Origin of the sequence: Halopelagius fulvigenes (genome assembly GCF_042662625.1) — an archaeon.
Lineage (GTDB): Archaea > Halobacteriota > Halobacteria > Halobacteriales > Haloferacaceae > Halopelagius > Halopelagius fulvigenes.
Window position 1 is genome coordinate 345,557 of sequence record NZ_JBHSXH010000009.1, and the last position, 22,492, is coordinate 368,048.

The 22,492-nt window shown below is 66.6% G+C and carries 22 protein-coding genes and 1 pseudogene; 12 read left to right on the forward strand and 11 right to left on the reverse strand.

The window, feature by feature from the left end; translation table 11 throughout:
- Nucleotides 1-12: 12 nt before the first annotated feature.
- Nucleotides 13-2,172 carry an alkaline phosphatase PhoX gene (locus ACFQEV_RS04140; RefSeq protein ID WP_379692834.1) on the reverse strand — a complete coding sequence of 720 codons (2,160 nt, stop codon included), beginning with the start codon at nucleotides 2,170-2,172 and terminating at the stop codon, nucleotides 13-15.
- 326 nt (nucleotides 2,173-2,498) lie between these two features.
- On the opposite strand from ACFQEV_RS04140, the gene ACFQEV_RS04145 reads away from it, so the two are divergent.
- Complete coding sequence (locus ACFQEV_RS04145) at nucleotides 2,499-4,142, forward strand: spermidine synthase (protein ID WP_379692836.1); 1,644 nt, start codon at nucleotides 2,499-2,501, stop codon at nucleotides 4,140-4,142.
- Nucleotides 4,143-4,148: 6 nt separating this feature from the next.
- Here ACFQEV_RS04145 and ACFQEV_RS04150 read toward each other — a convergent pair whose 3' ends face one another.
- Entirely contained in the window at nucleotides 4,149-5,414 is a 1,266-nt protein-coding gene (locus ACFQEV_RS04150) for a CBS domain-containing protein (RefSeq protein WP_379692838.1), read from the reverse strand.
- A gap of 231 nt (nucleotides 5,415-5,645) precedes the next feature.
- Between ACFQEV_RS04150 and ACFQEV_RS04155 the strand changes: the two genes are divergently transcribed.
- Nucleotides 5,646-6,974, forward strand: a complete 1,329-nt coding sequence (locus ACFQEV_RS04155; RefSeq protein ID WP_379692840.1) for an erythromycin esterase family protein — start codon at nucleotides 5,646-5,648, stop codon at nucleotides 6,972-6,974.
- 59 nt (nucleotides 6,975-7,033) lie between these two features.
- Here ACFQEV_RS04155 and ACFQEV_RS04160 read toward each other — a convergent pair whose 3' ends face one another.
- The gene (locus ACFQEV_RS04160) at nucleotides 7,034-7,891 is read right to left on the reverse strand and encodes a hypothetical protein (RefSeq protein WP_379692842.1); all 858 of its coding nucleotides are present in this window, start codon (nucleotides 7,889-7,891) and stop codon (nucleotides 7,034-7,036) included.
- A gap of 166 nt (nucleotides 7,892-8,057) precedes the next feature.
- Here ACFQEV_RS04160 and ACFQEV_RS04165 point away from each other — a divergent pair, with 166 nt between their 5' ends.
- Nucleotides 8,058-8,924 carry an SDR family oxidoreductase gene (locus ACFQEV_RS04165; protein WP_379692844.1) on the forward strand — a complete coding sequence of 289 codons (867 nt, stop codon included), beginning with the start codon at nucleotides 8,058-8,060 and terminating at the stop codon, nucleotides 8,922-8,924.
- 6 nt (nucleotides 8,925-8,930) lie between these two features.
- On the opposite strand, the gene ACFQEV_RS04170 is transcribed toward ACFQEV_RS04165, so the two are convergent.
- Both ACFQEV_RS04170 and ACFQEV_RS04175 read right to left on the reverse strand, forming a co-directional pair.
- Entirely contained in the window at nucleotides 8,931-10,004 is a 1,074-nt protein-coding gene (locus ACFQEV_RS04170; RefSeq protein ID WP_379692846.1) for an NAD(P)/FAD-dependent oxidoreductase, read from the reverse strand.
- A gap of 310 nt (nucleotides 10,005-10,314) precedes the next feature.
- Nucleotides 10,315-11,466 (reverse strand): sugar-transfer associated ATP-grasp domain-containing protein, encoded by a 1,152-nt coding sequence (locus ACFQEV_RS04175; protein ID WP_379692848.1) that lies wholly within the window; start codon nucleotides 11,464-11,466, stop codon nucleotides 10,315-10,317.
- Nucleotides 11,467-11,596: 130 nt separating this feature from the next.
- Between ACFQEV_RS04175 and ACFQEV_RS04180 the strand changes: the two genes are divergently transcribed.
- Complete coding sequence (locus tag ACFQEV_RS04180; protein WP_379692850.1) at nucleotides 11,597-12,439, forward strand: GNAT family N-acetyltransferase; 843 nt, start codon at nucleotides 11,597-11,599, stop codon at nucleotides 12,437-12,439.
- A gap of 17 nt (nucleotides 12,440-12,456) precedes the next feature.
- On the opposite strand, the gene ACFQEV_RS04185 is transcribed toward ACFQEV_RS04180, so the two are convergent.
- Complete coding sequence (locus tag ACFQEV_RS04185; RefSeq protein WP_379692852.1) at nucleotides 12,457-13,287, reverse strand: aldo/keto reductase; 831 nt, start codon at nucleotides 13,285-13,287, stop codon at nucleotides 12,457-12,459.
- Between the two features lie 159 nt (nucleotides 13,288-13,446).
- Here ACFQEV_RS04185 and ACFQEV_RS04190 point away from each other — a divergent pair, with 159 nt between their 5' ends.
- Nucleotides 13,447-13,896 (forward strand): hypothetical protein, encoded by a 450-nt coding sequence (locus tag ACFQEV_RS04190; RefSeq protein ID WP_379692854.1) that lies wholly within the window; start codon nucleotides 13,447-13,449, stop codon nucleotides 13,894-13,896.
- 91 nt (nucleotides 13,897-13,987) lie between these two features.
- A complete protein-coding gene (locus ACFQEV_RS04195) occupies nucleotides 13,988-14,230 on the forward strand; it encodes a PRC-barrel domain containing protein (protein ID WP_379692856.1) in 243 nt (80 codons plus the stop codon).
- A gap of 18 nt (nucleotides 14,231-14,248) precedes the next feature.
- On the opposite strand, the gene ACFQEV_RS04200 is transcribed toward ACFQEV_RS04195, so the two are convergent.
- Nucleotides 14,249-14,896, reverse strand: a complete 648-nt coding sequence (locus ACFQEV_RS04200) for an ERCC4 domain-containing protein (RefSeq protein ID WP_379692858.1) — start codon at nucleotides 14,894-14,896, stop codon at nucleotides 14,249-14,251.
- A 105-nt stretch (nucleotides 14,897-15,001) separates the two neighbouring features.
- Between ACFQEV_RS04200 and ACFQEV_RS04205 the strand changes: the two genes are divergently transcribed.
- Together ACFQEV_RS04205 and ACFQEV_RS04210 are read left to right on the forward strand one after the other, a co-directional pair.
- Nucleotides 15,002-15,550, forward strand: a complete 549-nt coding sequence (locus ACFQEV_RS04205) for a hypothetical protein (RefSeq protein ID WP_379692860.1) — start codon at nucleotides 15,002-15,004, stop codon at nucleotides 15,548-15,550.
- A gap of 83 nt (nucleotides 15,551-15,633) precedes the next feature.
- The gene (locus ACFQEV_RS04210; RefSeq protein WP_379692862.1) at nucleotides 15,634-16,209 is read left to right on the forward strand and encodes a cupin domain-containing protein; all 576 of its coding nucleotides are present in this window, start codon (nucleotides 15,634-15,636) and stop codon (nucleotides 16,207-16,209) included.
- A 198-nt stretch (nucleotides 16,210-16,407) separates the two neighbouring features.
- Here the strand turns inward: ACFQEV_RS04210 and ACFQEV_RS04215 are convergent, their stop codons facing one another.
- Complete coding sequence (locus ACFQEV_RS04215; protein ID WP_379692864.1) at nucleotides 16,408-16,650, reverse strand: DUF7127 family protein; 243 nt, start codon at nucleotides 16,648-16,650, stop codon at nucleotides 16,408-16,410.
- A gap of 95 nt (nucleotides 16,651-16,745) precedes the next feature.
- Between ACFQEV_RS04215 and ACFQEV_RS04220 the strand changes: the two genes are divergently transcribed.
- Nucleotides 16,746-17,144, forward strand: coding sequence for a DUF2267 domain-containing protein (locus ACFQEV_RS04220; RefSeq protein ID WP_379692866.1), 399 nt, complete (start codon nucleotides 16,746-16,748; stop codon nucleotides 17,142-17,144).
- Between the two features lie 356 nt (nucleotides 17,145-17,500).
- Here ACFQEV_RS04220 and ACFQEV_RS04225 read toward each other — a convergent pair.
- Nucleotides 17,501-18,403 (reverse strand): annotated as a pseudogene (locus tag ACFQEV_RS04225) (baeRF10 domain-containing protein); the annotation flags it as partial.
- Nucleotides 18,404-18,580: 177 nt separating this feature from the next.
- On the opposite strand from ACFQEV_RS04225, the gene ACFQEV_RS04230 reads away from it, so the two are divergent.
- A complete protein-coding gene (locus ACFQEV_RS04230) occupies nucleotides 18,581-19,357 on the forward strand; it encodes a YihY/virulence factor BrkB family protein (RefSeq protein ID WP_379692868.1) in 777 nt (258 codons plus the stop codon).
- A gap of 220 nt (nucleotides 19,358-19,577) precedes the next feature.
- Here the strand turns inward: ACFQEV_RS04230 and ACFQEV_RS04235 are convergent, their stop codons facing one another.
- Nucleotides 19,578-20,066 carry a YciE/YciF ferroxidase family protein gene (locus ACFQEV_RS04235; RefSeq protein ID WP_379692870.1) on the reverse strand — a complete coding sequence of 163 codons (489 nt, stop codon included), beginning with the start codon at nucleotides 20,064-20,066 and terminating at the stop codon, nucleotides 19,578-19,580.
- 194 nt (nucleotides 20,067-20,260) lie between these two features.
- Between ACFQEV_RS04235 and ACFQEV_RS04240 the strand changes: the two genes are divergently transcribed.
- Nucleotides 20,261-21,103: a hypothetical protein gene (locus tag ACFQEV_RS04240; RefSeq protein ID WP_379692872.1), complete on the forward strand. Its 843-nt coding sequence runs from the start codon at nucleotides 20,261-20,263 to the stop codon at nucleotides 21,101-21,103.
- A gap of 96 nt (nucleotides 21,104-21,199) precedes the next feature.
- On the opposite strand, the gene ACFQEV_RS04245 is transcribed toward ACFQEV_RS04240, so the two are convergent.
- A complete protein-coding gene (locus ACFQEV_RS04245) occupies nucleotides 21,200-21,370 on the reverse strand; it encodes a hypothetical protein (RefSeq protein ID WP_379692873.1) in 171 nt (56 codons plus the stop codon).
- Between the two features lie 130 nt (nucleotides 21,371-21,500).
- Here ACFQEV_RS04245 and ACFQEV_RS04250 point away from each other — a divergent pair, with 130 nt between their 5' ends.
- Nucleotides 21,501-22,442 carry a pectinesterase family protein gene (locus tag ACFQEV_RS04250; protein ID WP_379692875.1) on the forward strand — a complete coding sequence of 314 codons (942 nt, stop codon included), beginning with the start codon at nucleotides 21,501-21,503 and terminating at the stop codon, nucleotides 22,440-22,442.
- Nucleotides 22,443-22,492 lie beyond the last annotated feature (50 nt).

Below are 22,492 nucleotides of genomic sequence, written 5' to 3' on the forward strand. Positions count from 1 at the left end.
CTCGGAGTCGCTTCAGTTGCCGTGGCCGTTTCCGTTGCTGCCGTTGCCGTCGTTCCCGTTGCCGTGACCGTTACTGCCGTTCCCGTTTCCGTGACCGCTGTCCTCGGTCGTCTCCTCGCTCTCGTCGCCGCCGTCGTCGCCGTCGTCTTTCAGTTCCGGCGGGGTGTAGACGTACATGCAGTCGTTCTTGTAGGAGCGACCGAACTGGTCGGCGTCCTCACAGCAGAGGACCCGCCCGTCGTCCATCACGTAGACGTTGTCCACGTTCACGAGTGCGTCGTTCGCCACGTCGGCGGGGTCGGTGGCGTCCGGGCCGACGATGACGGGTTCGAGCGTCGAGATGTTGTAGTCGTCTTCGAGTTTCCCGCGGTAGACGAGTCCGCCGTCCACGCGTTCGGTCCGGATGTCGCCCGCGTCGTCGCTCATCCCGTCGTTGACCTCGGAGATGCCGATGTAGACGTAGTCGCCGGGTCCGGCGTCGTCGACGCTGTCGATGCCCTCGCTCTTGCGGAACTCGACGGTCGCGCCGATCTCCTTGGCGGCGGCGCGGGTTTCGAGGAACGGCACCTTCCGGAGGTCCTCCCGCCCCCTGTCGGCGACGGTGGACTCGGGGTCCTCGCTCCACAGTTCGCCCCACTCTTTGATCTCCTCGTCGGTGATGTAGTTCCGGTTCCCGTTCTCGGCGACCTCCTTGTCGGCCTCTTCGAGGGCCGCCTGGAGGTCCTCCTCCCAGTCGGTGTCGGCGTGGGTTTCGAGGTAATCGACCTGCGAGACGTCGTCGTACTCGGCTATCCACTCCGCTATCTCCGCGTTGCTCGCCCTGCTCAGCGGGAGCCACTCGATTTCGAGTTCGGCCTCGGCGGGGGACTTCTTCGCCGCCGCCTCCTTGTTGGTCACCTTCGCGGCGTAGAGCGTCCCCTCCACGTCCATCGGGTCGTCGTAACTCGGGATGGGTTCGTCCGCGACGAACTTGTAGAAGCCCTTGTTCGCGCCGTCGGAACTGACGTAGGCTGTCTTCTCGTCGCTCTGGATGTCCGGGCACTCCCACGCCGCCCGTCCGAAGACGTGGTACTTCACGGGCTTCGGCGTCTCGGACTCGGGTTCGCGGAAGTCGACGATGTAGCCGGTCCGGTAGGGGTTCGGGTAGTTGTCGGGGATGGGCGTCTTCGTGTTCTCCGTGTATCCGCTCGCCTGGTCCACCCGTTCGGCGCCGAGGTAGTACGCCAGCAGTTCGACGCCGCCGAGGGCCCAGTACCCCTGCACGTCCCACGACTCCTCGCCGTAGTACTCGTCGATGGCCGCCTGTATCTCGCTGGGGTTCGGTCGGTTCCAGAACTGCGCGCCGCCGCGGTGGCCGACGCCCGTGCCGTCCTCGACGATGTCGCTGACGGTGGAGGTGTACGCGGTGCGCGTGTGAGCGTACTCCTCTTCGGACGTGAGCGGCGTGTTCCACGGGCTGACGTCGCCGTAACAGTTGATTCGGGTGCCACCGAGGCTCCGCAGTTCCTCCGTGTTCGAGAGGTTGACTGCCTCCTCTAGGTCTGCGCTCCACACACCTTTCTCGTCCTGACTGATGGGCATGCGGGTGACGTTCCCCGGACTCGTCTCGAAGTTCGTGAACAGCAGTCCCTCGGTGCCCGCTTCGTTCGTGGGGATGAACTGGTTCATGTCGGGCTGATACCCGAAGTCCGAGTACCGAGAGCCGGCGAACTCGTCGATACTCAGTCCGTCCGGCGTCAGCGGCATGCCGAGGTCCTCGTTGTTGCCGAGGTTGTCGCCCTCTCTGGCGAGGAGGGTGTACTCGCCCTCCGCGGCGCGAACTCTCCTCCGTTCTTCCTCGGTGTTCGGGACGCTCAGTTCGTCGAAGTCGCTCCCCTCCTCGAACTGATACCCCTTCACGTACCCGATACCGCCGCTGTTGAACGGTTCGGGGTTCTCCCGACTCGGGTGTTGCAGGCTGAAGATGAGCGTCCCGTCCGGAAGGATGAACGGCCCGGTCACCTCCGCGCCGAGCGCCGTCGAGGCGAACCGCGTTATCTCCCCGTCTACGCTCGGTGCTTTCTCGGTGTCTGTGTCCTCTTGCTCGCCGCTGACGACTCCTCCGGCCACGCTCGCGCCGACCGACGCGGCGAGGGACGTCGCCATCAACTGCCGCCTGTTAAACTCTACCATGCATCAAATGTGCTATCCCTGTCACTATAATTATTTTTATAATGTGTCTAACAATATACACGTAATATAATTATTTCTAATTATCTTCATCGCCCGTTCCGTACCTTTCGTCGTTGAATACGGGCGTATCCGGCGTAGATAGCTTACGTGTGGATAATTTCTCTATATAGACAATTTAGATACTGTGAGATAGCCGGGCGTGATACATACATAAATTATCTAATTTATTCTGATTCGGTTGCCAGAAATATCTCGTTTCTTACCATAGTTCGGCGGCACCGCCGCTCCCGTCGAACACTTAATTGGTCCTCGTCCGTACTCCGACCATGGCGACGCTCCCTGCGTCCTCGCTCCGACTGTCGAAACCGGAGGTAGCGGTGTTCTCCTCCGGCGTGGCCAGCATGGGGTTGGAGATTCTCGCCGGGCGGATGATAGCCCCCCAGTTCGGCAGCAGCATCTACACGTGGGGGAGCATCATCGGCGTGTTCCTCGCCGCGCTCAGCCTCGGCTACTACCACGGCGGGCGGCACGCCGCCTCGCGCGCGTCGGACGACCGGCTGGTGAAACTGTTCCTCGCCACCGCCCTCTACGTGGCGGGCGTCATCTTCTTCGGCGACGTGATGCTGCAGTCGGCCGTCGCCTTCCCCCTGCCGAGTCGGTTCGCCTCGCTCCCGGCGGTGACGCTGCTGTTCGGACCGCCGACGTACCTGCTGGGGTTCGTCAGCCCCTACGCCGCGGAACTCTCCGAGAAGGAGGGAACCGGCGAGGCGTCCGGCCACGTCTACGCCGTCGGCACCGTCGGCAGCATCGTCGGCGCGTTCGCGACGACGTACTTTCTCATCCCCGCGCTGAGCGTCGCGCACATCGGTCTGATCTTCGGCCTCCTCTCCGTCGGCACCGCCGTCTACGTCGCCCGCCCCTCGATAGGTCGGGAGCGCGCGGGGCGGAGTTTGGCCGTCGCCGCCGTCCTCGTCGTCGCCGCCGCCTCCGGCGGCGTCGGCCTCTCCGCGACGGGGAACGTCGTCTACCACACGCAGACGCCGTATCAGGAGTTGGAGGTGGTCGATAGGGGCGACACCCGGACGCTCTACCTCGACGGCCAACCGCACAGCGCGATGGACTTGGACGACCCGAACGCCCACGTCTTCGACTACACGCCGTACTTTCACCTCCCTCTCTTGATGACCGACGACGTGGACCGAGTGTTGTTCATCGGCGGCGGCGGGTTCACCGGGCCGAAGCGCTTCGCCGCGGAGTACAACGTGACGGTGGACGTCGCCGAGATCGACCCAGAAGTCGTGGACGTCGCGAAGAAGTACTTCGCGGTGGAGGAGTCGGAGAACCTCACCATCCACACGACGGGCGGCCGCCAGTTCCTCCAAGAGACGAACCGGACGTACGACCTCATCGTCCTCGACGCGTACAAGAAGGACAAGGTGCCGTTTCAGTTGACGACGGTGGAGTTCATGCGACTGGCGAACGACAGACTCACCGAGGACGGCGTGCTCTTCGCCAACGTCATCTCCGCGCCGAGCGGTCCGGCCTCGAAGTTCTACCGGGCGCAGTACAAGACGATGTCGCGAGTGTTCCCGCAGGTGTACAGCTTCCCGACGCGGGAGGGCGTCGTCGTGCAGAACATCGAAGTCGTGGCGACGAAGAACGCGACGCACGTCTCGCAGGCGGAACTCAGAGCCCGGAACGAGCGGCGGAACATCGGCATCGACCTCTCCGAGGAGATTTCGACGTACCGCGACGAGGAAAAGACGGGGGACGTGCCGGTGCTCCGCGACGACAGGGCGCCCGTCGATGCCCTGCTGGACCCGATGGTCGGGCAACGCTACGTCGTCGGCGAGGCGGGCGACGCGAACGCGACGGCGTCGAACAGGTCGGACGCGGACGCGACTGCGACGGCCGGTGCGGCGTCGGACGCGATTCGAGCGCCGGAGGCGACGCACGCGGCGGCGGACTGACCGACCCTACGCCTCTCCTTCTTCCTCTTCCCCTTCGAGCCACCAATCGACGATGCTCTCTACCTGCTCTTGTTTCTTCGCCGTCGGCCGGTCGTTTCGCTCGGTCATGTCCCGGCCCTTGTCTTCGAGGACGTTCTCCTCGACTATCTCGCTGGCCGTGCCGAACGACGCTTCCGCGCCGTACTCCTCACCGGAGCCGAAGAACCGCCCCTCGTCGGTGAACAGCCTGACTGTCGTCTCGACCAGCGGCATCCCGCGGAGGCGTTCCTCGTGTTCGTGGAAGACCACCTTCGCTTCGAGGATGTTCATCTCGGTGCGTTTCGCGTCTATCTGCTCGATTCGCTTCGCCACGTCCTCCCGCGAGAGGGTGTCCAGCATCTTCACGTTGAAAATCTGGACGGGGATGCGCTCCTCGTCGGTGTTCGTGAGGGCGTCTAAGGCGTCCGTCACCGTCACGATGCCGATGACTTCGCCCGTCCCCTCGCCGACGACGACGAGCGACGAGCAGTTCTTCTCCAGCATCTCGCCGATGGCGTCGCCGAGTTGTTGGTCGGGCGTCGTCGTGTACACCGTCGGCGTCATCACGTCTCGGGCGGGCAGATCGAGGAGCCGATCCTCGAACCCCGCGCGTTCGCCGTATCCGCCGCTGGACGCTCGGAAGTCGGTGGTGGACCCCTCGCCGCCGTGCCCGTCGAAGCCGCCGGCGTCCCCGCCTTCCTGTTTCTCCACCTGTCGGACGGTGAAGTCCACGAGGTCCGCGATGCTCACCATCCCCTCGGCGTTGCCGTCCTCGACGACGGGCACGCGCGAAATCTTGTTCTCGATGAGGTGGTTGATGACCTGTCCGACCGTCGTCTCGCGTTCGACCGAGATGAGGTCCCGTGTGTACACGTCCTCGACGTCGAGGGTGTTGAGGTTCTCCTGAACCTCCTCGACGATGTCCATCGCCTTCACGACGCCGACGAACCGGTCTCCCTCGTCGAAGACGGGGAGTATCTTCAGTTCGTTCTCGACCATCAGGCGGGCCACCTCGCGGACGTCCTCGTGACGGGACACCTGCGGCGGGTCGATGGCCACGTTCATCGCCGTCTCGTCCGGCGGGTGGTGCGACGACAGTAACTGTTTCTGTGAGACGACACCCTCGAACGACCCGCCGTTCGTAATGATGATGACGCGGTCCTCGTTCGTGTCGAACGCCCCGCGGAGTTTCGACGCCGGCGTCTTCGCGTCCTGTTCGACGTAGTCCGTCGAGACGACTCCGTCAATATCCATGCTGTTCGCACTTCGTCCCCCACCCGCTTGAGAAGTGGGCCAATAGACTCATATCCACCTTCGATTCGGCCGCGGCGGTTCCCGTCGGACCGTCGGACCGCGCTACTCTGCCGGCGCACCGACACCGTGTACCGTCGCCCTTGCGTATGCGGGCGGAGTTCACTTGCCGCGGAGTGGGGTACTGTCTCGTATGAACGCGACTCCGACGGAACGCCCGGAGGTGACGGACGGATGAGCCTCGGACGCGGCGAACGGCGCGCCGAGGGGATGGACGCCGCCGTCGAGGCGGTGCGGCGGAACGCCCGCGACCTCTCGGACCCGAGCGACCTCGACAGACTCGTGGAGGCGGCGTCGGACGCGTCGGTCGTCATGATCGGCGAGGCGTCCCACGGAACCAGCGAGTTCTACCGCTGGCGCGCCCGCCTGACGGCCCGCCTGATCCGAGAGACGAACGTCTCGTTCGTCGGCGTCGAGGGCGACTGGACGGACTGTTACGACGTGAACCGCCACGTTCGACACCGGCCGGACGCGTCCGACGACACGATGGCGGTCCTCGGCAAGTTCGACCGCTGGCCGACGTGGATGTGGGCCAACTGGGAGGTGACGGAGTTCCTGCGGTGGCTTCGGGAGTACAACGAGGGCCGCGCGCGGTCGGAGATGGTCGGCTTCTACGGCCTCGACGTGTACAGCCTCACGGAGTCGATGGAGGCGGTGTTGGACTACCTCGAAGACGTGGACCCCGAGGCGGCCGAACGGGCGAAGGACGCCTACCAGTGTTTCGAACCGTACGGCGAGGACGCCCGCGAGTACGGCCGTTCGACCCGCATCGTTCCCGGCGACTGCGAGGACGAGGTCATCGAGGTACTGGCCGACCTGCGCCGGAACGCGCCGGAGTACGACGGGGACGACGACGAGTCCGTCTTCGCCGCCGAGCAGAACGCCTTGGTCGCGAAGAACGCCGAGGAGTACTACCGGTCGATGGCGCGCGGGAACTCCTCGTCGTGGAACGTCCGCGACGAGCACATGATGGAGACGCTCGACAGACTGCTGAACCGCGACGATACCGAGGGGACGGCGGTCGTCTGGGCGCACAACACCCACGTCGGCGACGCCCGGGCGACGGACATGACGGACCGGGGCGCGGTCAACATCGGCCAACTCGCCCGCGAGCGATACGGCGAGGACGAGGTTCACCTCGTCGGCTTCGGCACCCACCGCGGGTCGGTCATCGCCGGCCGGGCGTGGGACGCGCCGATGGAGCGGATGTCGGTGCCGGAGGCGAGAGACACCTCCTACGGCGACGTGTTCAATCGCGCCGGCGTGAACGACTCCTACCTGTTGTTCGACGAGTTCGACGCCTCGGCCCTCGAAACCTCGCGGGGGCAACGCGCCATCGGCGTCGTCTACCACCCCGACCGGGAACTCGGGAACTACGTGCCGACGGTGCTTCCCGAACGCTACGACTCGTTCGTCCACGTCGAGGAGACGTCGGCGCTGCATCCGCTTCACCTCGAACCCCACCGAGAGACGCCGCCGGAGACGTTCCCGTGGGGCGTCTGAGCGGCGACGTAAAATAGGGCGGCGGCGACGTGCTGCCGTCCGACCACCGACGCTCGCGGTTACTCCTCTCCTTCCTCGCTCTCGTCGCCGTCCTCTCCGATCACGTCTTCGACCACGTCCTCGTCCACGTTCATCTCGCCCGGTTCCGGCGACTCCGATTCGACGTCTCCGTCCGCCAGTTCGTCCACCTCCTCGGCGTTTCGCTCCTCTTCGGGGAGGTCCTCGCTCTCGTCAACCGCGCCTTCGCCGTCGGTCGCCATCGTCTCGTCCTCGTCTTCGTCCTCCTCGCCGCCGATCGCTCCCGTCTCGTCCTCGTCTTCGGTCTCTTCGTCGTCGGCCGCTTCTGTCTCGTCCTCGTCTTCGTCTTCTTCGTCGTCGTCGTCCGTCCGTTCAGCCTCCACTTCGACTTCCGACTCGACTTCGAGTTCGTCTCCCTCGCGCTCCAGTTCCGTCTCGGCTTCGACCTCCACCTCGACGCCTTCGCCCGCCTCGATTTCCACCTCCGTCTCGACCTCTATCTCCTCTTTCTCCTCGTCCTCGTCTCCGCCTTCGGCCGCCTCTCCTTCGTCCTGCGATTCGTCCGACCCCCCGGCGGGGACGACGCTCTCGGGGTCCTCTCGCACGTCTTCGATCGTCTGTCTCACCTCGTCGGGTTCCGGAACCGTCTCGCGCACCTCGCCGGCGGACGGGACCGGTGCGCCCGACCCGGCCTTCCGGGTGGCGAGGTACGCCAACGCGAGCATGCCGCCGCCGACCATGGCGGCCTTACGAAGGAGGGCCGAATCGGACGGCATCGCCCCTCCGGACGACTCCGACCGCACGGCGTCCATCACCGTGCTCGACTCCTCGCTCATCGTGCTCGACTCCTCGCTCACCGGCTCTGACTGGTCTTTGCGGAAGAATGCTGTCAGACTCATAACACACTTCGTTGTTCTCCCGCGAGGAAGTGCGTTTGGGCCCGGTCGCTCCTCGCGCCCCGTCGTCGCGGTTCGCGTCCGCCGCCGCGCGTCTCGCCGCCCGCCGCGGACGAGCGTACCACCTCGCCTGAATTACGCCTAACTGCCCGGCGGCGCATCTCACCGAATGGGAGAGACGGTTCTCGTCACCGGTTGTTCGTCGGGTATCGGCCGCGCGACTGCGCTTCGGTTCCGGGACGCGGGGTGGACGGTGTACGCCGCCGCCCGCGACACGGACGAGGTGCGCACGCTCGAAGACCGGGGTTGTCGGGTCGTCGAACTCGACGTCACCGACGAGGCGTCGGTCGAAACCGCTCTCAGTCGGATCTTCGAGGAGGAGGGCCGCCTCGACTGCCTCGTCAACAACGCGGGCTACGGCCAGTTCGGCGCGGTGGAGGACGTGCCGATGGAGAAGGTCAGACGGCAGTTCGACGTCAACACGTACGGCCCGATTCGGCTGATGCGCGCCGTCCTCCCCCGGATGCGGGAACGCGGGCGCGGGACGATTATCAACGTCACGGCGGGATTCGGCGGCCTGACGGTGCCGGGACTGGGAATCTACACCGGGTCGAAGTTCGCGCTGGAGTCCGTCAGCGACGCCCTCCGCCAGGAGACGGCGGGAACCGGCGTGAACGTCGTCTGCGTCCAACCCGGGCTGGTGGCGACGCCGTTCTACGACCGCGCACTCGAAGAAGTCGAGTCGGTCGAACACACGCCGGCGTACGCCGACCTCTACCGCGCCCTCGGATCCATCGGCGTCGTCCGCGAGGGCGGCCCCGGAATCAACCGCCCCGAACGAGTCGCGGCGACGATCGTCGCCGCCGCCACCGCCGACCGCCCGGACCCGACGTACCGAGTGGGCGCACTCGCGGCGTTCGGAACGTACGCCGCCGCCGTCGTCCGCGGGCGTCTCCGCGCCGCGGCGTCGAGGGTCGGCCTCGAAGTCGCCTCGAACGGCGCGGTTCAGCGCTTCCTCCGGCGGCGGCGCGAGTGAGGGTCGTCACTCGCGCTCTACGCGCCCCTCCTCCGGCGCGGGTCTCCGAAGGCCGGCGTGTTCGTCGAGGCCGCGGACGCGGCGCATCCGCGCGCGGACGTCGCCCGCCGCGCCCGGAACCGGGAAGTCCTCCGCCGAGTCGAGTTCTTCGAGCGAGAGGGGGTACGTCCGGAGGCTCTTGTGCAGCGCGATGCCCGCGCGCGCGCCGTCGCCGACGGCTACCGCCGTCTGGTTCTGCCCGTGCGTCACGTCGCCGACGGCGTAGACGCCGTCGACGCTCGTCTCGAAGTTCTCGTCCACCTCGACTGCTCCGTCGTCGTCGAGTTCGCAGCCGAGAGCCTCGGCCAAGGCAGTGTTGTACTCCTTGCCGTACATGGCGAACCCGCCGAGGTACTCGCGGTCCGACCGGTCGGCGAAGCGCAGTCCGCCGAGCCATGGGTCCTCGGCGTCGTCGTCCGCCGGAAACGCGGAGACGACGTCCGTGTCGATTCGCTCGATCGGGTGCGCGCCGAGTCGGTCCTCCGTCTCGTCGCTCCACTCGGGGTCCGCGCCGTTCAACAGCAACTCCACGTCGTCGGTGAAGTTGAGCATCAGCATCGCCACCTCCGCCGCGTCCTCGCCGTGGCCGAGGACGAAGACGGGGCCGTCCCCGAGGGCGTACGCGTCGCAGTGGAGGCAGTAGTGTAACCCCCGACCGGTGAAGCGCCGCAGTTCGGGCACGCCCGGTTCCTCGTCGGAGAACCCCGTCGCGAGAACGACGCGTTCGGCCGTGACCGTCGCGTGGGACGCCTCCACCCGGAACCGGCCGTCGTCGTCCCGTTCGATGCGTTCGACGGCGTCGGGGTGGAAGTCGCCGCCGTACTCTTCGAGTTGCCGGACGGCGAGTTCCGACAGTTGTTTGCCCGAGACGTCCTCGGAGACGCCGTAGACGTTGTGCACGCCTCGGACCGCCGTGTGTCGGCCGCCCTGTTCGTCGAACGCCGCGGTTCGGTGGCCGAGTCGCGTCGCGTACAGCGCAGTCGTCAACCCCGCGGGCCCGCCGCCCACGACGACGACTTCGTAGCGCGGCCGGTCGCTCATCGGTCGCGCCCGCCCGCGGGTCCGACGCCGCCGACGCGGGGCGGTCCCCCCTCGGGGCGTCGTCTCTCCGATCCCGTGCGACTCGGCGGCGACGATACGAGGTATCCGCTGGTCATGGCCGTGTCTCCCTCCGGCGGACGCAAAGTCACACGGCAGTCATTCGCAAGGTGCCGGCGCGTCCGTCGAGTCAGTCGTCGTCGCCCACCTCCGTGCTCGGGTCGATATCGACGTCCTTCTCCTCCTCGGGTGTGTCGTCTACGGACGGAAGATACCGCTTGCCGACATCTAGTCGAGACGACCGACTCCGGCGTCACGAACCGCCGGGCGGCCACTCGTCGGCGGCGACGAACTCGTCGTAGAAGTCGACCACCCGGTCGTCGGTGAGGAGCGGTCGGTTCGCCTGCACCAAGTCCACGTCGGACTGGTTGTTCCCCTCCAGGACGACGAACTCGCCCGGTCCGGTGACCAACAGATCCCACCCGACGTAGGGCATGTCGGGGAACGCCTCCGCGAGTTCGAGAACCTCCTCTCTCACTCGCTCCCATCCGGGGACCGACCGCCCCTCGATGGTCGAGCCGGTGTCGGGGTGCGCCTCGAACCAGCGCAACTCCCCGTCGAACGGGTACCGCGTCGCCCGACGGAGTTCGCCCGTCTCCTCGTCTATCTCGCAGGCGATGCCGCCTCGCGACCAGTTGTCCACGCCGCCGGACGCCGCCGAGCCGAACCGGTGGACGACGGCGGCGACGAACGCGTCGTCGTCACCGGGGTGCATCGTCATCACCCGAACCGTGTTCGGCGAATCGGGGAACACCTCCGCGGCGTAGTTCGCCTGTTCGTTGTACTCCGTGACGAGGTACCCCTCCACCGACGAGACGACGGACCGCACCTCCGAGGCGGAGGCGGCGTCGCCGTTGACGACGTAGCCCTCGCCGTCGTCCGCGACGCGGCAGATGTAGACGCCGCTTCCGCCCGCGCCCGTCGCGCTCTTGAGGACGAGTCTCTCGCCGCCGTCGAGGAGTTCGAGAATCCGGTCCGCGCCCACGTCTTCGACGTCCTCCCGTCCGGAGTCGATGGCCCCGACCAGTTCCGGGAGTCTGTCGCCGAAGCCCCGACTTCGCATCGCCGCGTAGAACTCGAACTTGTCGTCGAGGTACTTCCGCGTCCGTCCGTTGATGTGGGCGGTGTAGGCCATCTTCTCGTACTCGGAGACGTAGTCGTCGTAGTTCCGCCGTTCGTCGAAGTCGTAGAGGTAGTACGACGACGAGAGAAAGCCGTGCCGGAGCATCCGGAGGCGATTCCACGGTTCGAGCGGAACCGTCCGGCCCTTCGTCCACTCGAACATCAGGAGGTCCAACCGGAACCGATCCCAGAAGGGGAGCGACGACCGTACCGTCTCGTACGCGAACGACCCGACACCCGCCGCTCGGATGCGGTCCCTCGCGCGCCGAATCCGTTCGAGCATGCCACCGTGTACAGACAGGCCACACATACGAGTTCTGCCAGATTCGGGGAATACCGATAGGAACGCCGAAATGTCAGTGTGAGCTGAATGCCGCCCCCGCGCTTATCCCGATTGTGGTTGAACTGAGGGTATGGAACTCCGCGAACCCACCTCGGACGAGACGGAGCGAATCCGAGAGATGGTCGAAAGTTCGATGACGATGTCGTATCGGCTGAGCCCCCAGCAGATCGAGTCCATCCTCACCGACCAGTTCAGCGACGACCACCTGTCGAAGGTGATCGACAGCGACAACGCCATCGTGTTCGTCGCGGAGAACGAGATAGACGGCGTCGAGACGGCCGTCGCCGGTATCGTCGTCGGCGTCGTCAGCGACGACGTCGGCGAGATTCGGTGGCTCCTCGTAGACCCCGAACATCAGGGTGCGGGCGTCGGCACGGAACTGTTCGAGTCGGCGGTGGAGGCGCTCCGGGACCGAGACGTGGACCACGTGGAGGCGGCGACGCTCGAAAAAAACACCGAGGGCGAGCAGTTCTTCGAGAAGTTCGACTACGTCCGGACGGAGGAGCGGACGGTCGAACTCGGCGACGAGTCGCTGGTCGAGTACGTCTACACGGAACCGTCGGCCGCGTCCGACGAGACGGACGCCGCGGGTACGGACGCCGCGAACACGGATACGGACGAACTCGAGTTCCCCGACACCGAAACGGAGGACGGCGTCAGACGCGCGACGACCGACGACGGGCAGACGGTGTACCTCGGCACCGACGACGAGGAGGACAAGGAGTCCGGCACCGACGCCCCGTTCTTCGTGACGTACACAGACGAGGAGATGAGCGAGCGGTACGGCTACTACTGCTCGAACTGCGGGTCGCTGGACGTCATCGTGGACGACATGGAGCGCATGGAGTGCAGCGAGTGCGGAAACAGCCACGCCTCTCGGTCGAGAGAGGCGTACGACGACTCGTACCTCTGATCCGACGGTAACCCGCCTCAGCGCGGAATCCCGTACGTCTCGTCGTCCACGTCGATCATGTAGACGCGCTTTTCGGTGTCGATGTCGTCGATTCGGCCCACGTCGTCGGCGTCGAGTTCCCAGTCGCCCACCTCGAAGTTCGAGCGGATGTGCTCGGGCGTCGAGGACTTCGGAATCGTGACGACGCCCTTCTGAACCTGCCACCGCAGGACCACCTGCGCGGGCGTCCGGTCGTACTCCTCGGCCACGTCCCGAATCACCGGGTCCTCAAGCACTTCCGTCCGGGCCAACGGCGCGGCGGCGGTGAGCACCACGTCGTTGTCCTCGCAGTACTCCAAGAGGTCCTCCTGATACAGCCACGGGTGGAACTCCACCTGATTGACGGCGATGGGCACGTCGGCCACCTTCAGCGCGAACATCAGTTGGTACTTGCTGAAGTTGCTCACGCCTATGTTCCGCACCTTTCCCTCCTCGTGGAGGCGTTCGAGCGCCTGCATCGTCTCGCGCAGCGAGATGGTCGGGTTCGGCCAGTGGATCAGATACAGGTCGAGGTAGTCCGTCCCCAATCGGTCGAGGCTGGCCTCGCAGGACTCCAGCACCGACTCGTAGTGCAGGTTCGACGGCAGGACCTTCGAGGTCAGGAATATCTCCTCGCGGTCGTACTCCGCGAGGACCTCCCCGATCTCGGCCTCGTTCTCGTACCCCTCAGCCGTATCGACGTGGGCGTACCCGGCGTCGAGCGCCGCCCCGACGGACTCTTTGACCGTCTCGCCGCCGATGTCCCACGTGCCCGCTCCGACCTGCGGTATCTCGTCGCCGTTCGGAAGCGTTCGGCTCGGAATGCTCATACGCCCGTCAGTTCGGCGGAGTCGGGCATATGTCTGGTGACGCGGTGGGTCGCTTGCTGCCTTCGACCGCCGAACCGCCGAATCGCGGAGCGACACGTTCTCGAATCCCTACTCGTCCGCCTCAGCGCTTTTTCCGCTCCGGGGTGTAGCCCGGTACGTATGCTTGACGTGACCGGCGGCGCGGAGGACGCGCTGTTTTGGCTCGGAAGACACGGCATCGAGACGGAAGAGAGGCGCGTCGTTCTCCCGGACGCGGTGTACGAGATAGGACTGCTCAGCGCCGACGACTCGGTGTACTGGGCGGCCGACCCGGACATCCCCGCCGCGTACATCTCCAACAACGAGTCGCTGTTCGAGGACGACGACGGCGTGTTGCTCGCCGGGTCGGGCGAGATTCACCCGGGCGAACGGGTGGAGGTGCCGACGTTCCTCTTCGAGTCGCAGGAGGCGGGCCGCGAGGAGACGGTCACCATCCTCCCGCCGGGGGAGACGGCGCACTTCCTGACGAACCCCGAACTACAGAACGTCGGCGTCTGCATGGTCGCGCCGGAGGGCGTCGTTCAGGAACTGTTCGACGCGCGACTCGGCGACGGCGCGCGAAGCGCGTGAGGCCGCCGCGCGACCCCCGGTGAACGCACCGAACCCACTTGAGCGACCCGGCACCGACGTTTTGGTGGTCGCGGGCGTACGCGAAACCGACATGACTGCCGAACTCTCGGACGACGACCGCGGGAAGACAGTCGTGAGCGGAACCGAGCGCATCGGCGTGGTGACGGACGTTCGGGGCGACCGAGCGTACGTAGAGCCCGAGTGGGACAACGTGGACGAGGGCCTCAAGCGGACGCTCGGCTGGGACGAAGACGACGACACCTACACCATCGAGGAGTCGGCGTTCACGACGGTGCAGAACACGGAGGTTCGCCTCCGCTCGGACCTGTTCTGATCCAACGGCCGAACGCCGTCACTCCGCGTCCCTGAACGCCGAGTGGATGGCCTCCGCCCGCTTGGGGCCGATGCCGTTGATGGCCATCAACTCCTCGGGCGACGCCGCGACGAGGTCCTCGACGGCCGGGTACGCCTCGTAGAGTCGTCCCGCCGTGTCGGTGCCCACGCCGTCGATACAGCCGTACATCCGCTTGGCGGTCGGCGCGTCGAGCGCCGTCACCGACCCGTTCGGAAGCGCCGGCGCGGACGGTTCCTCGACGTGCTTTCGGCCGAGTCGGACGGCCATGTCGACGAGTCGGTCCCGGTCGGAACAGGGGATGACGGGCGTCCCGAGTCGGGCCGTAATCGACGCCGCCGACCCCCGGACCGCCGGGGCGGGCACCCCCTCGTCGCCGTCCGCCGGCAGTTCGGCCTCCAAGAGGACGTACGAGTGTTCGTACGATTCGCTCAGCCTCCGAACTTGGTCGCGGAGGTCGGGGGCGCGCCGACCGATGAGCGTGCTCACGTAGTCCGAGAGCGTCTTCCGTTCGACGCCGACGTCGCCGATCACCACGTCGCCGGCGGCGAGGCGGCGGGACTCGACGGACGCGACGTCCGGGTGCGCGCGAACCGCCTCCGCCACGGCGGCGGGTTCCCTGTCGTCTACGACGACTGCGAGTGACATCCGTGCCACGGCGGTACGCCGGCGACGACCAAGAGTTCGCCGCCGGAAGCGAGCGGGGGACGTCCCGCCCGAGAGACTAACTGGCGCCGCCCCCGACTCTCGGTGATGGTCAACGCGTTCTGGCTCGACCGCGACCTGCAGACGGCGGTCGAATGGCTCGTCGACAAGCACGTGACGAGCAGCGTCTTCGAGTGTTCGATGGTGCTGACGACCGCGGCGCAGTTGAACGGGGCCGAGGGCGAGGACCTGTACTTCACGCACCCGAACCATCCGCTCACTCAGTGGGCCGCCGACTCGTACGACAACTGGCGTCGCCTGCGGGCGTACACCGAGGCGGCGCACGACGAGTGGCGGTACCGCTGGGACCACGCGCCGGAGAGGCGACACGGCTGTTGGGCCACCGTCGAAACGCTCGACCCCGAGGCGGTCCGCGAGTTGGAGTGGCCGACGGAGGCGGCGAGCGACCCCCCGCAGGTCACCGGCGAGTGGACCGCGCCGGACTACGTGGACGCCTACCGCTACTACTACGCGAACGAGAAGCGGCACCTGTTCCAGTGGTCGAAGGACCGAGAGGAACCGCCGTGGATAACCGAGTACACGGTCGACGCGGACGAGTCCGGCCGACCGGAGAGCGTCGGCGGCGGGCGGGACTGACCCGACGCGGCCGAATCCGTCGGACGCGGCGAACGAACGCATACGACGCTTCGGACCGAGAGTACCGGTCGGAGGACGACGACATGGTATCTACGGGCGACGTCATCGAGAACCCCGCGACCGGAGAGCGAATCGCGTTCCGAACGACGGCCGCCGACTCCGGCGGGCGAGCGGTCGAGTTCGACTACTTCCTCGACCCGGGCGGATTCGCGGTCGGGAAGTTCGACCACGTCCACCCCCGACAGGAGGAGCGAATCCACGTCCGGAGCGGCGAGCTCGGCGTTCGAATCGACGGCGACGAGTGGACGGCCACGCCCGGCACGCGGTTCGCCGTCCTGCCGGAGACGGCGCACACGGTGTGGAACGCCGGCGACGACGAGATGCACGCGGTAGTCGAACTCCGTCCGGGGTTGGATATCGAGTCGTTCTTCGAGACGATGTTCGGTCTCGCCCGGGATGGAAAGACCGACCGGCGAGGGATTCCGAGCCCGCTTCAGTCCGCGGTCCTCGCACGCGAGTTCCGCGACGAGATTCGACCGCCCGCCGTCCCCGGCCCCGCCGTGAACGCGCTCACGTCCGTCTTGGCTCCCGTCGGTCGGCGACGGGGGTACCGCGCCCGGTATCCGCGCTACGCCGACCGAGTGTCGGACGAACGCTGACGGCCGGCGCGTGCGACACGCTACGTCGAGTATCCTCGGCGGCGTCACCGCGACGCCGGTCGTCGAAGCGTGGTCGGGCGAGTCGCCGACGGTCGAACCGCCGGACACGCCCGGCTGAGTACGGGGGAAGTTCCGGTCGAGAAAGGCGACGTCCGCGAGTTCGAGGGTCGTTCCCGCGCCCTACCGACGCTCTCGGCGTCACTCCTTGATGAGGAGGATGCCGTCGTTGGTGGTTATCTCGGTCGCTTCCGGCGGCACGTCGAACTCGAACTGCCGGTCGCCCGCGACGACGATGGCCGTGTCACCGAGGATGTCCACCGTCGCCTCGACGCCGGCCCCGAAGTCGATGGCGACGACGTTCTCGCCCTCGTAGTCTCGGTGGGCGATGGTGATGTCCTCTTGCTCGCTCGCCGCGGAACGCAGCTGTCGGGGTGCCTCCATACACCCGAAGTTGGGTCCGTCCGTCCCTAAGTGCTGTGCCCGCCTCCCCCGCGTCGCCAGTAGACTGAAGCGCCGCGCGACCCACTTTCGGAGGTGTGAATCGGGACGAACTACTCGACGGAGTCGCGCGACGAGCCCAGTTAAAATCGCACGACGAAGCCGAGCGAGCGACGCTGGCGACGCTCCAGACGTTCGGCGAACACATCTCCGAGGGGGAGGCCGAGGACGTCGCCGAGAGACTCCCGGACGACTACGAGGAGACGGTCACCGACCGGAGCGACGCGACGCCGAAGCAGTTCTCCGCGGAGGGGTTCGTCCGGAGCGTCGCCCGACGCGAACGCGGCGACGTGGGCGGCGAAGAGGCGAGGACGCACGCCCGCGCGGTGTTCGCGACGCTCGCGGACGCCGGCCTCGAAGACGAACTGGAGGACGCGCGGTCGCAACTGCCGGACGAGTTCGACACGCTGTTCGAGACCGACGGCCTCGCCGACTGACGTCCCGCGGGTTCACCGGCGGGTCGGGGTTTCGCTCCGCGCTCTCTCTTCTCGGCGCCGAGGGACGGCGAGTCGGCAGTGACTGCGCCGGCCCGCGTCGGTCTGCGCCGGCCCGCGTCGGTCTGCGCCGGCCCGCGCCGGCCCCCGCGTGTCAGTCGGTGGGGAAGCGGAGAATCGCGGCCACGCCGAACGCCTCCTCGAAGCGCGCGCCGTCGTCGGAGTCCGGCGGGACGGCGACGAACGCGCCGCCCTCCTCGGTCACTCGTTCCTCGTACTCGCGCAGGTCCTCGACCGGGCGCGCCGGAGACTAAGAGCGTCTCCACGGCGTCGAACTCCAAGGCTCGCTCGACTTCCTCCTCGCCGTAGGCGACGTCGTCGTCGCCGTCGTCTCGGAGGCCGTCGCGGAAGCGTTCGAGGGCCTCGCGGACCGCCTCCCCCTCCGCGTCGTTCATCGCGTCTCGCCCCTTCTCGGTGAGTTGCGTCAGTCCCTGCTCGGTGGCGTACTCGACGGAGAACGACCCGCCGACGACCGCGTCGCGGAGTCTGTGGTCGAGGTGGTCGCCGTCAGCGAACTCCTCGACGGTGACCGTCGTCCCGCCGACCAGCAGTCCGTCCACCGCGAGCGCTCCGTCCTCGCGCGATCCGTCTTCGAGGAACGCTCGCTTCGCCTCGGCGGCGACGTCGTCGAAGAACTCCTCCTTCTGGCGCTCCCTGTCGCGTTCGAACCGGTCGGCCGACTGCCCGCCGGCCTTCGTCTTCCCCATCACGTCGCTGTCTATCGTCTCGACCACCTCGACTCGGTCGCCGTCGAACCGGCCCAGCGCCGCGCCGCCGCGTTCGACCACGAGGAGGCCGTACGTCGGGGAGTCGCCGGCGGCGGTCTCCAGCGCCTCCGCGTCGAACTCGTTCGACCACTCGTAGCGCGCCTCCCGAATCGGGGTCGGCAGGTCGTCGAAGACGTACTCGCTGACGTCCTCTCCGTCCCCGGTGACCCCGACGTAGAGGACGAGTCCGCCATCCGGCGTCTCGTCGTACTCGTGGAGGATCTGCTGGGCCCGTTCGAGCACTGTCCTCCGGGCCTTCGACGACTCGTCGGCGTGGATGTACTCGGCCTCGGCGTGGTCCTCCTCGACCCGTTCGAGCGTCTCGCCGAGCGACTTCTCGGGCGGGACCGCGACCGTGAGCAGGTCGTCCCCGCCGCCGGACGCGTTCGATACGGCCTCGATGCGCTCTCGGAGTTCGTAGTCTGACGTAGTCATCGGTAGGATACGGCGACCGCCGTCCCGTCCGCATCGCTCGGTGACGACGGTTTACCGGAATACGCCGCTCGGGCGCTTGTATCTCCCGGCCCCGTCGCATTCGGGACGACGCGTTCCGCCCCCCGGCGACGCGAGTCGGCCACAACCGGGTTCAACGGAGCGTCCGTGCAATCTCGTATGTCAACCGTCCGATCCGTCGTCGACCTCGCGAAGGACCGCAATCTCACCTACCTCGCGGCGGGCATCGCCTACTACGCGTTCGTGTCGATAATCCCGCTGATGCTGCTCGCCGTGGCGCTCGCGTCGTTCTTCGGGGGGCAGGCGCTGGCCGACCGAATCACCAGCATGCTCAGCCAGCAGATATCGTCCGCCGGGACGCAAATCGTGACGCAGACGCTGACCAGCACCGCCGGCCGAGGGGCCGCGTCCGTGGTCGGGTTCGTCGCGCTGCTCTGGAGCGCGCTGAAACTGTTCCGCGGCCTCGACCAAGCGTTCGACGAGGTGTACGCCGACGAAATCGACGTCTCGATAGTCGAGCAGATAATCGACGCGCTCGTCGTAATCGTCGGAATCGCGCTCGCCGTCGCACTCGTCGTCGCCGTCGGCATCGTGCTCTCGATACTGAACCTGCAGATTCCGTTCGCGAACGTGCTCGGAACGGTCGTGCTGATTATCGTGCTGACGCTCGCGTTCCTGCCGATATACTACGTGCTTCCGCCGGTCGACGTGTCGGTGAGAGAGGTGCTACCGGGAACAGTCATCGCCGCCATCGGCTGGGTGCTGCTCCAAATCGGCTTCCGAATCTACGCGGCCAACGCGGGACGCTACGCCGCCTACGGCGTCATCGGCGCGGTCCTGCTCTTCGTCACGTGGTTGTACTTCGCCAGCATCGTGATGCTCCTCGGCGCGGCGGTGAACGCCGTCCGCCGGAGGGCGCCGACGGAGACGCTATAGGCCGCCGCGGAACCGGTTTTCGACCCCGCGGCCGTGCGACGAGCCGACGGTCGGCGTCGGGCAAACGTCCGTGTGTCTGTTATCGTCGAGTGCAGTGTCTAACGAGCCTCTTCGACGGTGCGTGACGGACAATCCGGCCTCGGCGCTCGATCGTCACCGGCTCGAAGACCGATCTATAGGCGCTCCGCGCGGAATCAGAAAAAAGAGCGTCGGCGCGGAATCAGCCGGCGACTTCCTCTTGGTCGAACTGCTCGCTCGCCTCGGTGACCTCTTCGAGCGCGTCTTCCTCCTCGCGGAGCGTCTCGGCCAACGTGTCGGCGACGTCGTCGTGACCGGTCTTCTGAGCCAGCGACGTGAGGTTGCCGTAGGCGGCGATTTCGTAGTGTTCGGTCTTCTGTCCGACGCCCATGTTGTATCGGTCGAGCACGTCGCCGTCATTCTCCTGCGCGAACTGCTCGTGTTCGTCGATGAGCGAATCGACGACCTGCTCCTGTTTGGTCTGGGGCTCTTCGCCCAGCTGCTCGAACACCTGCTCCAGTCGGTTTACGTGTTCCTGCGTCTCGTCGCGGTGCTCCGAGAACGCCTGACTGGCGGCTTCGTCGTCCGTCTGGTCGGCGAGCGTCCCCAGCGCATCGAGGAGTTGTTGTTCCGCGTAGTACAGTTCCTGCAGGCCTTCGACGAAGAGCTCGTCCATCGAGTCGGTAGTCATGGTTCGTCTACTCTATTGGTGCATCCGCTCCATGAGCGACCGGGCTGTATGTGCAGGCCGGTCGAACCCTCGGTTCCGTCGGCCGACGCGAACTCTCGACGGTCGCTCGACCGACGACACCCGAGTTGTCTTTCGCGGCGTCTTTCAGACACTCCTGAGATGAACCTAAGTGATTTCGGACTGTCATACTACGTATGTCCAGTGATACCACGGGACAAGGGGTACGGATGGTCGGAGAAGGGGGAGAGGGGCAGTCGAAGCGGCGGGCGGTGTTGAAAACGGTCGCGGCCGGCGTCGGAGGTGCGGTACTGCCCGTCGGGACCGTGGCGGGATCGGGCGGGGGAGCGACGGAGACATCGCTACACACGCTGACGCTCTCGGCGAACGGCCCGGTCGAGTACACGCTCACCGTGGACGGGACGCTGGAACCCGACACGGAGGGCGGTGACTTCTCCGCGGACTCCGACGAGGACGTGTATCGACCGACCCGCGATGCATACTTCGGAGCCAGAGACGAGACGGGACCGATACCCGAGAACGCGGGGGGAACGACGTATCTCGGCGATCGGATGCTCATCACCGGGCGACTGTCGACGCTCGAGGTCGATCCCCGGGAGGGGTACGACGCGAACGTCTACCTCGACGAGTCGCTCACGAGCGTCTCCGAGATCATGGACGACGGAGAGGGGCCGGAACTCGACGGATACCACTCGCTGATGATCACGGCGAACGGGCCGACGCGGTACGAGGTGCTGACCATCGCCGATCGCGGCGAGATACAGACCGACAGCGGGGATTTCTCGGCCGACTCCGACGACGAGACGACGACCAACGACGACGGGACGGTCACCGCAACGGACGAGACGGGACCGATACCCGAGAACGCGGGGGGAACGACGTATCTCGGCGACCGGTACCTCCTCTCGGGGACCGTCGAGGAGTTCGACTTAGATTACGAGCCGATGCGTTACGACCTGAACGTCTATCTCGACGAACAGGACGTCGACCCCGACGTAGTCCGAAACAACGAGTTCTGAGCGGCGACGGGGAGCACCCGCCGCCGCTTCTCGCTCCGCACCGACGCGGTGAACGCGGCGGTCGGCCCGAAACCCGAGCGATCCGGCGTCGACGGGTCAGTTCGCGATGAACCGAGCCAGATAGACGATCGGAATCACCGGTATCGCCAGTCCGGTGACGAGGAGGAACGCGGCGATGACTAGTTTCTCTCCCCGACTCGAGTCGTCCCATATCGACCGCCACATGTCGTCGATACTCCGTGCGGTTCGTTGTACGAGTCCGGCCATGTCGGGTCGTCGCGCGCCAGACGGTTGTACTATCCGGCCAGCGACGGGCACTCTTCCGGTCCGGATTCGGACGGGGGACGCGGACAGGAGACAAAGAGTATGGATAGGTGGAGAACGTAGTGGCGGGCCGATGGACTCGGGCGACCTCGACGGGTACGACTACGTCGTCGATGCGGAGGGAAGCGGCGATTACGAGAGTATTCAGGCGGCGATCGACGGGGCGAAGTCGTTCCCCCGGGAACGTATCTCGATACTCGTGCGGGAGGGCGTGTACGACGAGAAAGTGACGGTCCACTCGTGGAACCCCGAAATCAGCCTGATCGGGGAGGGAGAGACGGAGACGATACTGACGCACGACGACCACTTCGAGAAGATAGGACGGGGGCGGAACAGCACGTTCTTCACGTACACGCTGAAGGTCTGCGGGAACGACTTCCGAGCGCGTAACCTCACGGTACGGAACACCGCCGGGGCGGACGAGGGACAGGCCGTCGCGCTTCACGCGGAGGCCGACCGAGCCGAGTTCGCGGACTGTCGGTTCGTCGGAAATCAGGACACGGTCTACGCCGGCGGCGAAGGCTCTCGACAGTACTTCCGCGACTGTCACGTCGAGGGGACGACCGACTTCGTGTTCGGGGGGGCCACGGCCGTCTTCGAGCGGTGCGACATCCACTCGAAAGCGGACTCGTACGTCACGGCCGCGTCCACGCCCCGAAACCAACCGTTCGGATTCGTCTTCGCGGACTGTTCCCTGACCGCGGACCCGGGGGTTTCCGACGTGTACTTGGGCCGCCCGTGGCGGGACCACGCGCACGTCGCGTTCGTCCGCACCGAGATGGGTTCGCACGTCCACCCGGCCGGGTGGCACAACTGGTCCCGCCCGGAGGCCGAAGAGACGGTCACGTACGTCGAGTACGATAACCGGGGGCCCGGAGCGAAAACGGACGAGCGAGCGGATTGGTCCGCGGAGTTGACGCCGACGGAGGCCGAGACGTACACCAAGGAGAACGTCCTCCTCGGCGGTGCTCCGCGGCAATCGGCGGAGCGGTGGTATCGAGCCGCCGCGCGGTGACGTTCGGGCGTCACCGCGCGGTAACGTCCGGCCATCGAACCCGACGTGAA

Coding starts and splice junctions, on each gene's coding strand:
- ACFQEV_RS04145 (WP_379692836.1), top strand. CDS start 2,499: ATGGCGACGCTCCCTGCGTCCTCGCTCCGACTGTCGAAACCGGAGGTA.
- ACFQEV_RS04185 (WP_379692852.1), bottom strand. CDS start 13,287: ATGAGCATTCCGAGCCGAACGCTTCCGAACGGCGACGAGATACCGCAG.
- ACFQEV_RS04245 (WP_379692873.1), bottom strand. CDS start 21,370: ATGGCCGGACTCGTACAACGAACCGCACGGAGTATCGACGACATGTGG.
- ACFQEV_RS04165 (WP_379692844.1), top strand. CDS start 8,058: ATGGGAGAGACGGTTCTCGTCACCGGTTGTTCGTCGGGTATCGGCCGC.
- ACFQEV_RS04250 (WP_379692875.1), top strand. CDS start 21,501: ATGGACTCGGGCGACCTCGACGGGTACGACTACGTCGTCGATGCGGAG.
- ACFQEV_RS04175 (WP_379692848.1), bottom strand. CDS start 11,466: ATGCTCGAACGGATTCGGCGCGCGAGGGACCGCATCCGAGCGGCGGGT.
- ACFQEV_RS04190 (WP_379692854.1), top strand. CDS start 13,447: ATGCTTGACGTGACCGGCGGCGCGGAGGACGCGCTGTTTTGGCTCGGA.
- ACFQEV_RS04200 (WP_379692858.1), bottom strand. CDS start 14,896: ATGTCACTCGCAGTCGTCGTAGACGACAGGGAACCCGCCGCCGTGGCG.
- ACFQEV_RS04235 (WP_379692870.1), bottom strand. CDS start 20,066: ATGACTACCGACTCGATGGACGAGCTCTTCGTCGAAGGCCTGCAGGAA.
- ACFQEV_RS04150 (WP_379692838.1), bottom strand. CDS start 5,414: ATGGATATTGACGGAGTCGTCTCGACGGACTACGTCGAACAGGACGCG.
- ACFQEV_RS04170 (WP_379692846.1), bottom strand. CDS start 10,004: ATGAGCGACCGGCCGCGCTACGAAGTCGTCGTCGTGGGCGGCGGGCCC.
- ACFQEV_RS04195 (WP_379692856.1), top strand. CDS start 13,988: ATGACTGCCGAACTCTCGGACGACGACCGCGGGAAGACAGTCGTGAGC.
- ACFQEV_RS04180 (WP_379692850.1), top strand. CDS start 11,597: ATGGAACTCCGCGAACCCACCTCGGACGAGACGGAGCGAATCCGAGAG.
- ACFQEV_RS04205 (WP_379692860.1), top strand. CDS start 15,002: ATGGTCAACGCGTTCTGGCTCGACCGCGACCTGCAGACGGCGGTCGAA.
- ACFQEV_RS04240 (WP_379692872.1), top strand. CDS start 20,261: ATGTCCAGTGATACCACGGGACAAGGGGTACGGATGGTCGGAGAAGGG.
- ACFQEV_RS04155 (WP_379692840.1), top strand. CDS start 5,646: ATGAGCCTCGGACGCGGCGAACGGCGCGCCGAGGGGATGGACGCCGCC.
- ACFQEV_RS04140 (WP_379692834.1), bottom strand. CDS start 2,172: ATGGTAGAGTTTAACAGGCGGCAGTTGATGGCGACGTCCCTCGCCGCG.
- ACFQEV_RS04160 (WP_379692842.1), bottom strand. CDS start 7,891: ATGAGTCTGACAGCATTCTTCCGCAAAGACCAGTCAGAGCCGGTGAGC.
- ACFQEV_RS04230 (WP_379692868.1), top strand. CDS start 18,581: ATGTCAACCGTCCGATCCGTCGTCGACCTCGCGAAGGACCGCAATCTC.
- ACFQEV_RS04215 (WP_379692864.1), bottom strand. CDS start 16,650: ATGGAGGCACCCCGACAGCTGCGTTCCGCGGCGAGCGAGCAAGAGGAC.
- ACFQEV_RS04210 (WP_379692862.1), top strand. CDS start 15,634: ATGGTATCTACGGGCGACGTCATCGAGAACCCCGCGACCGGAGAGCGA.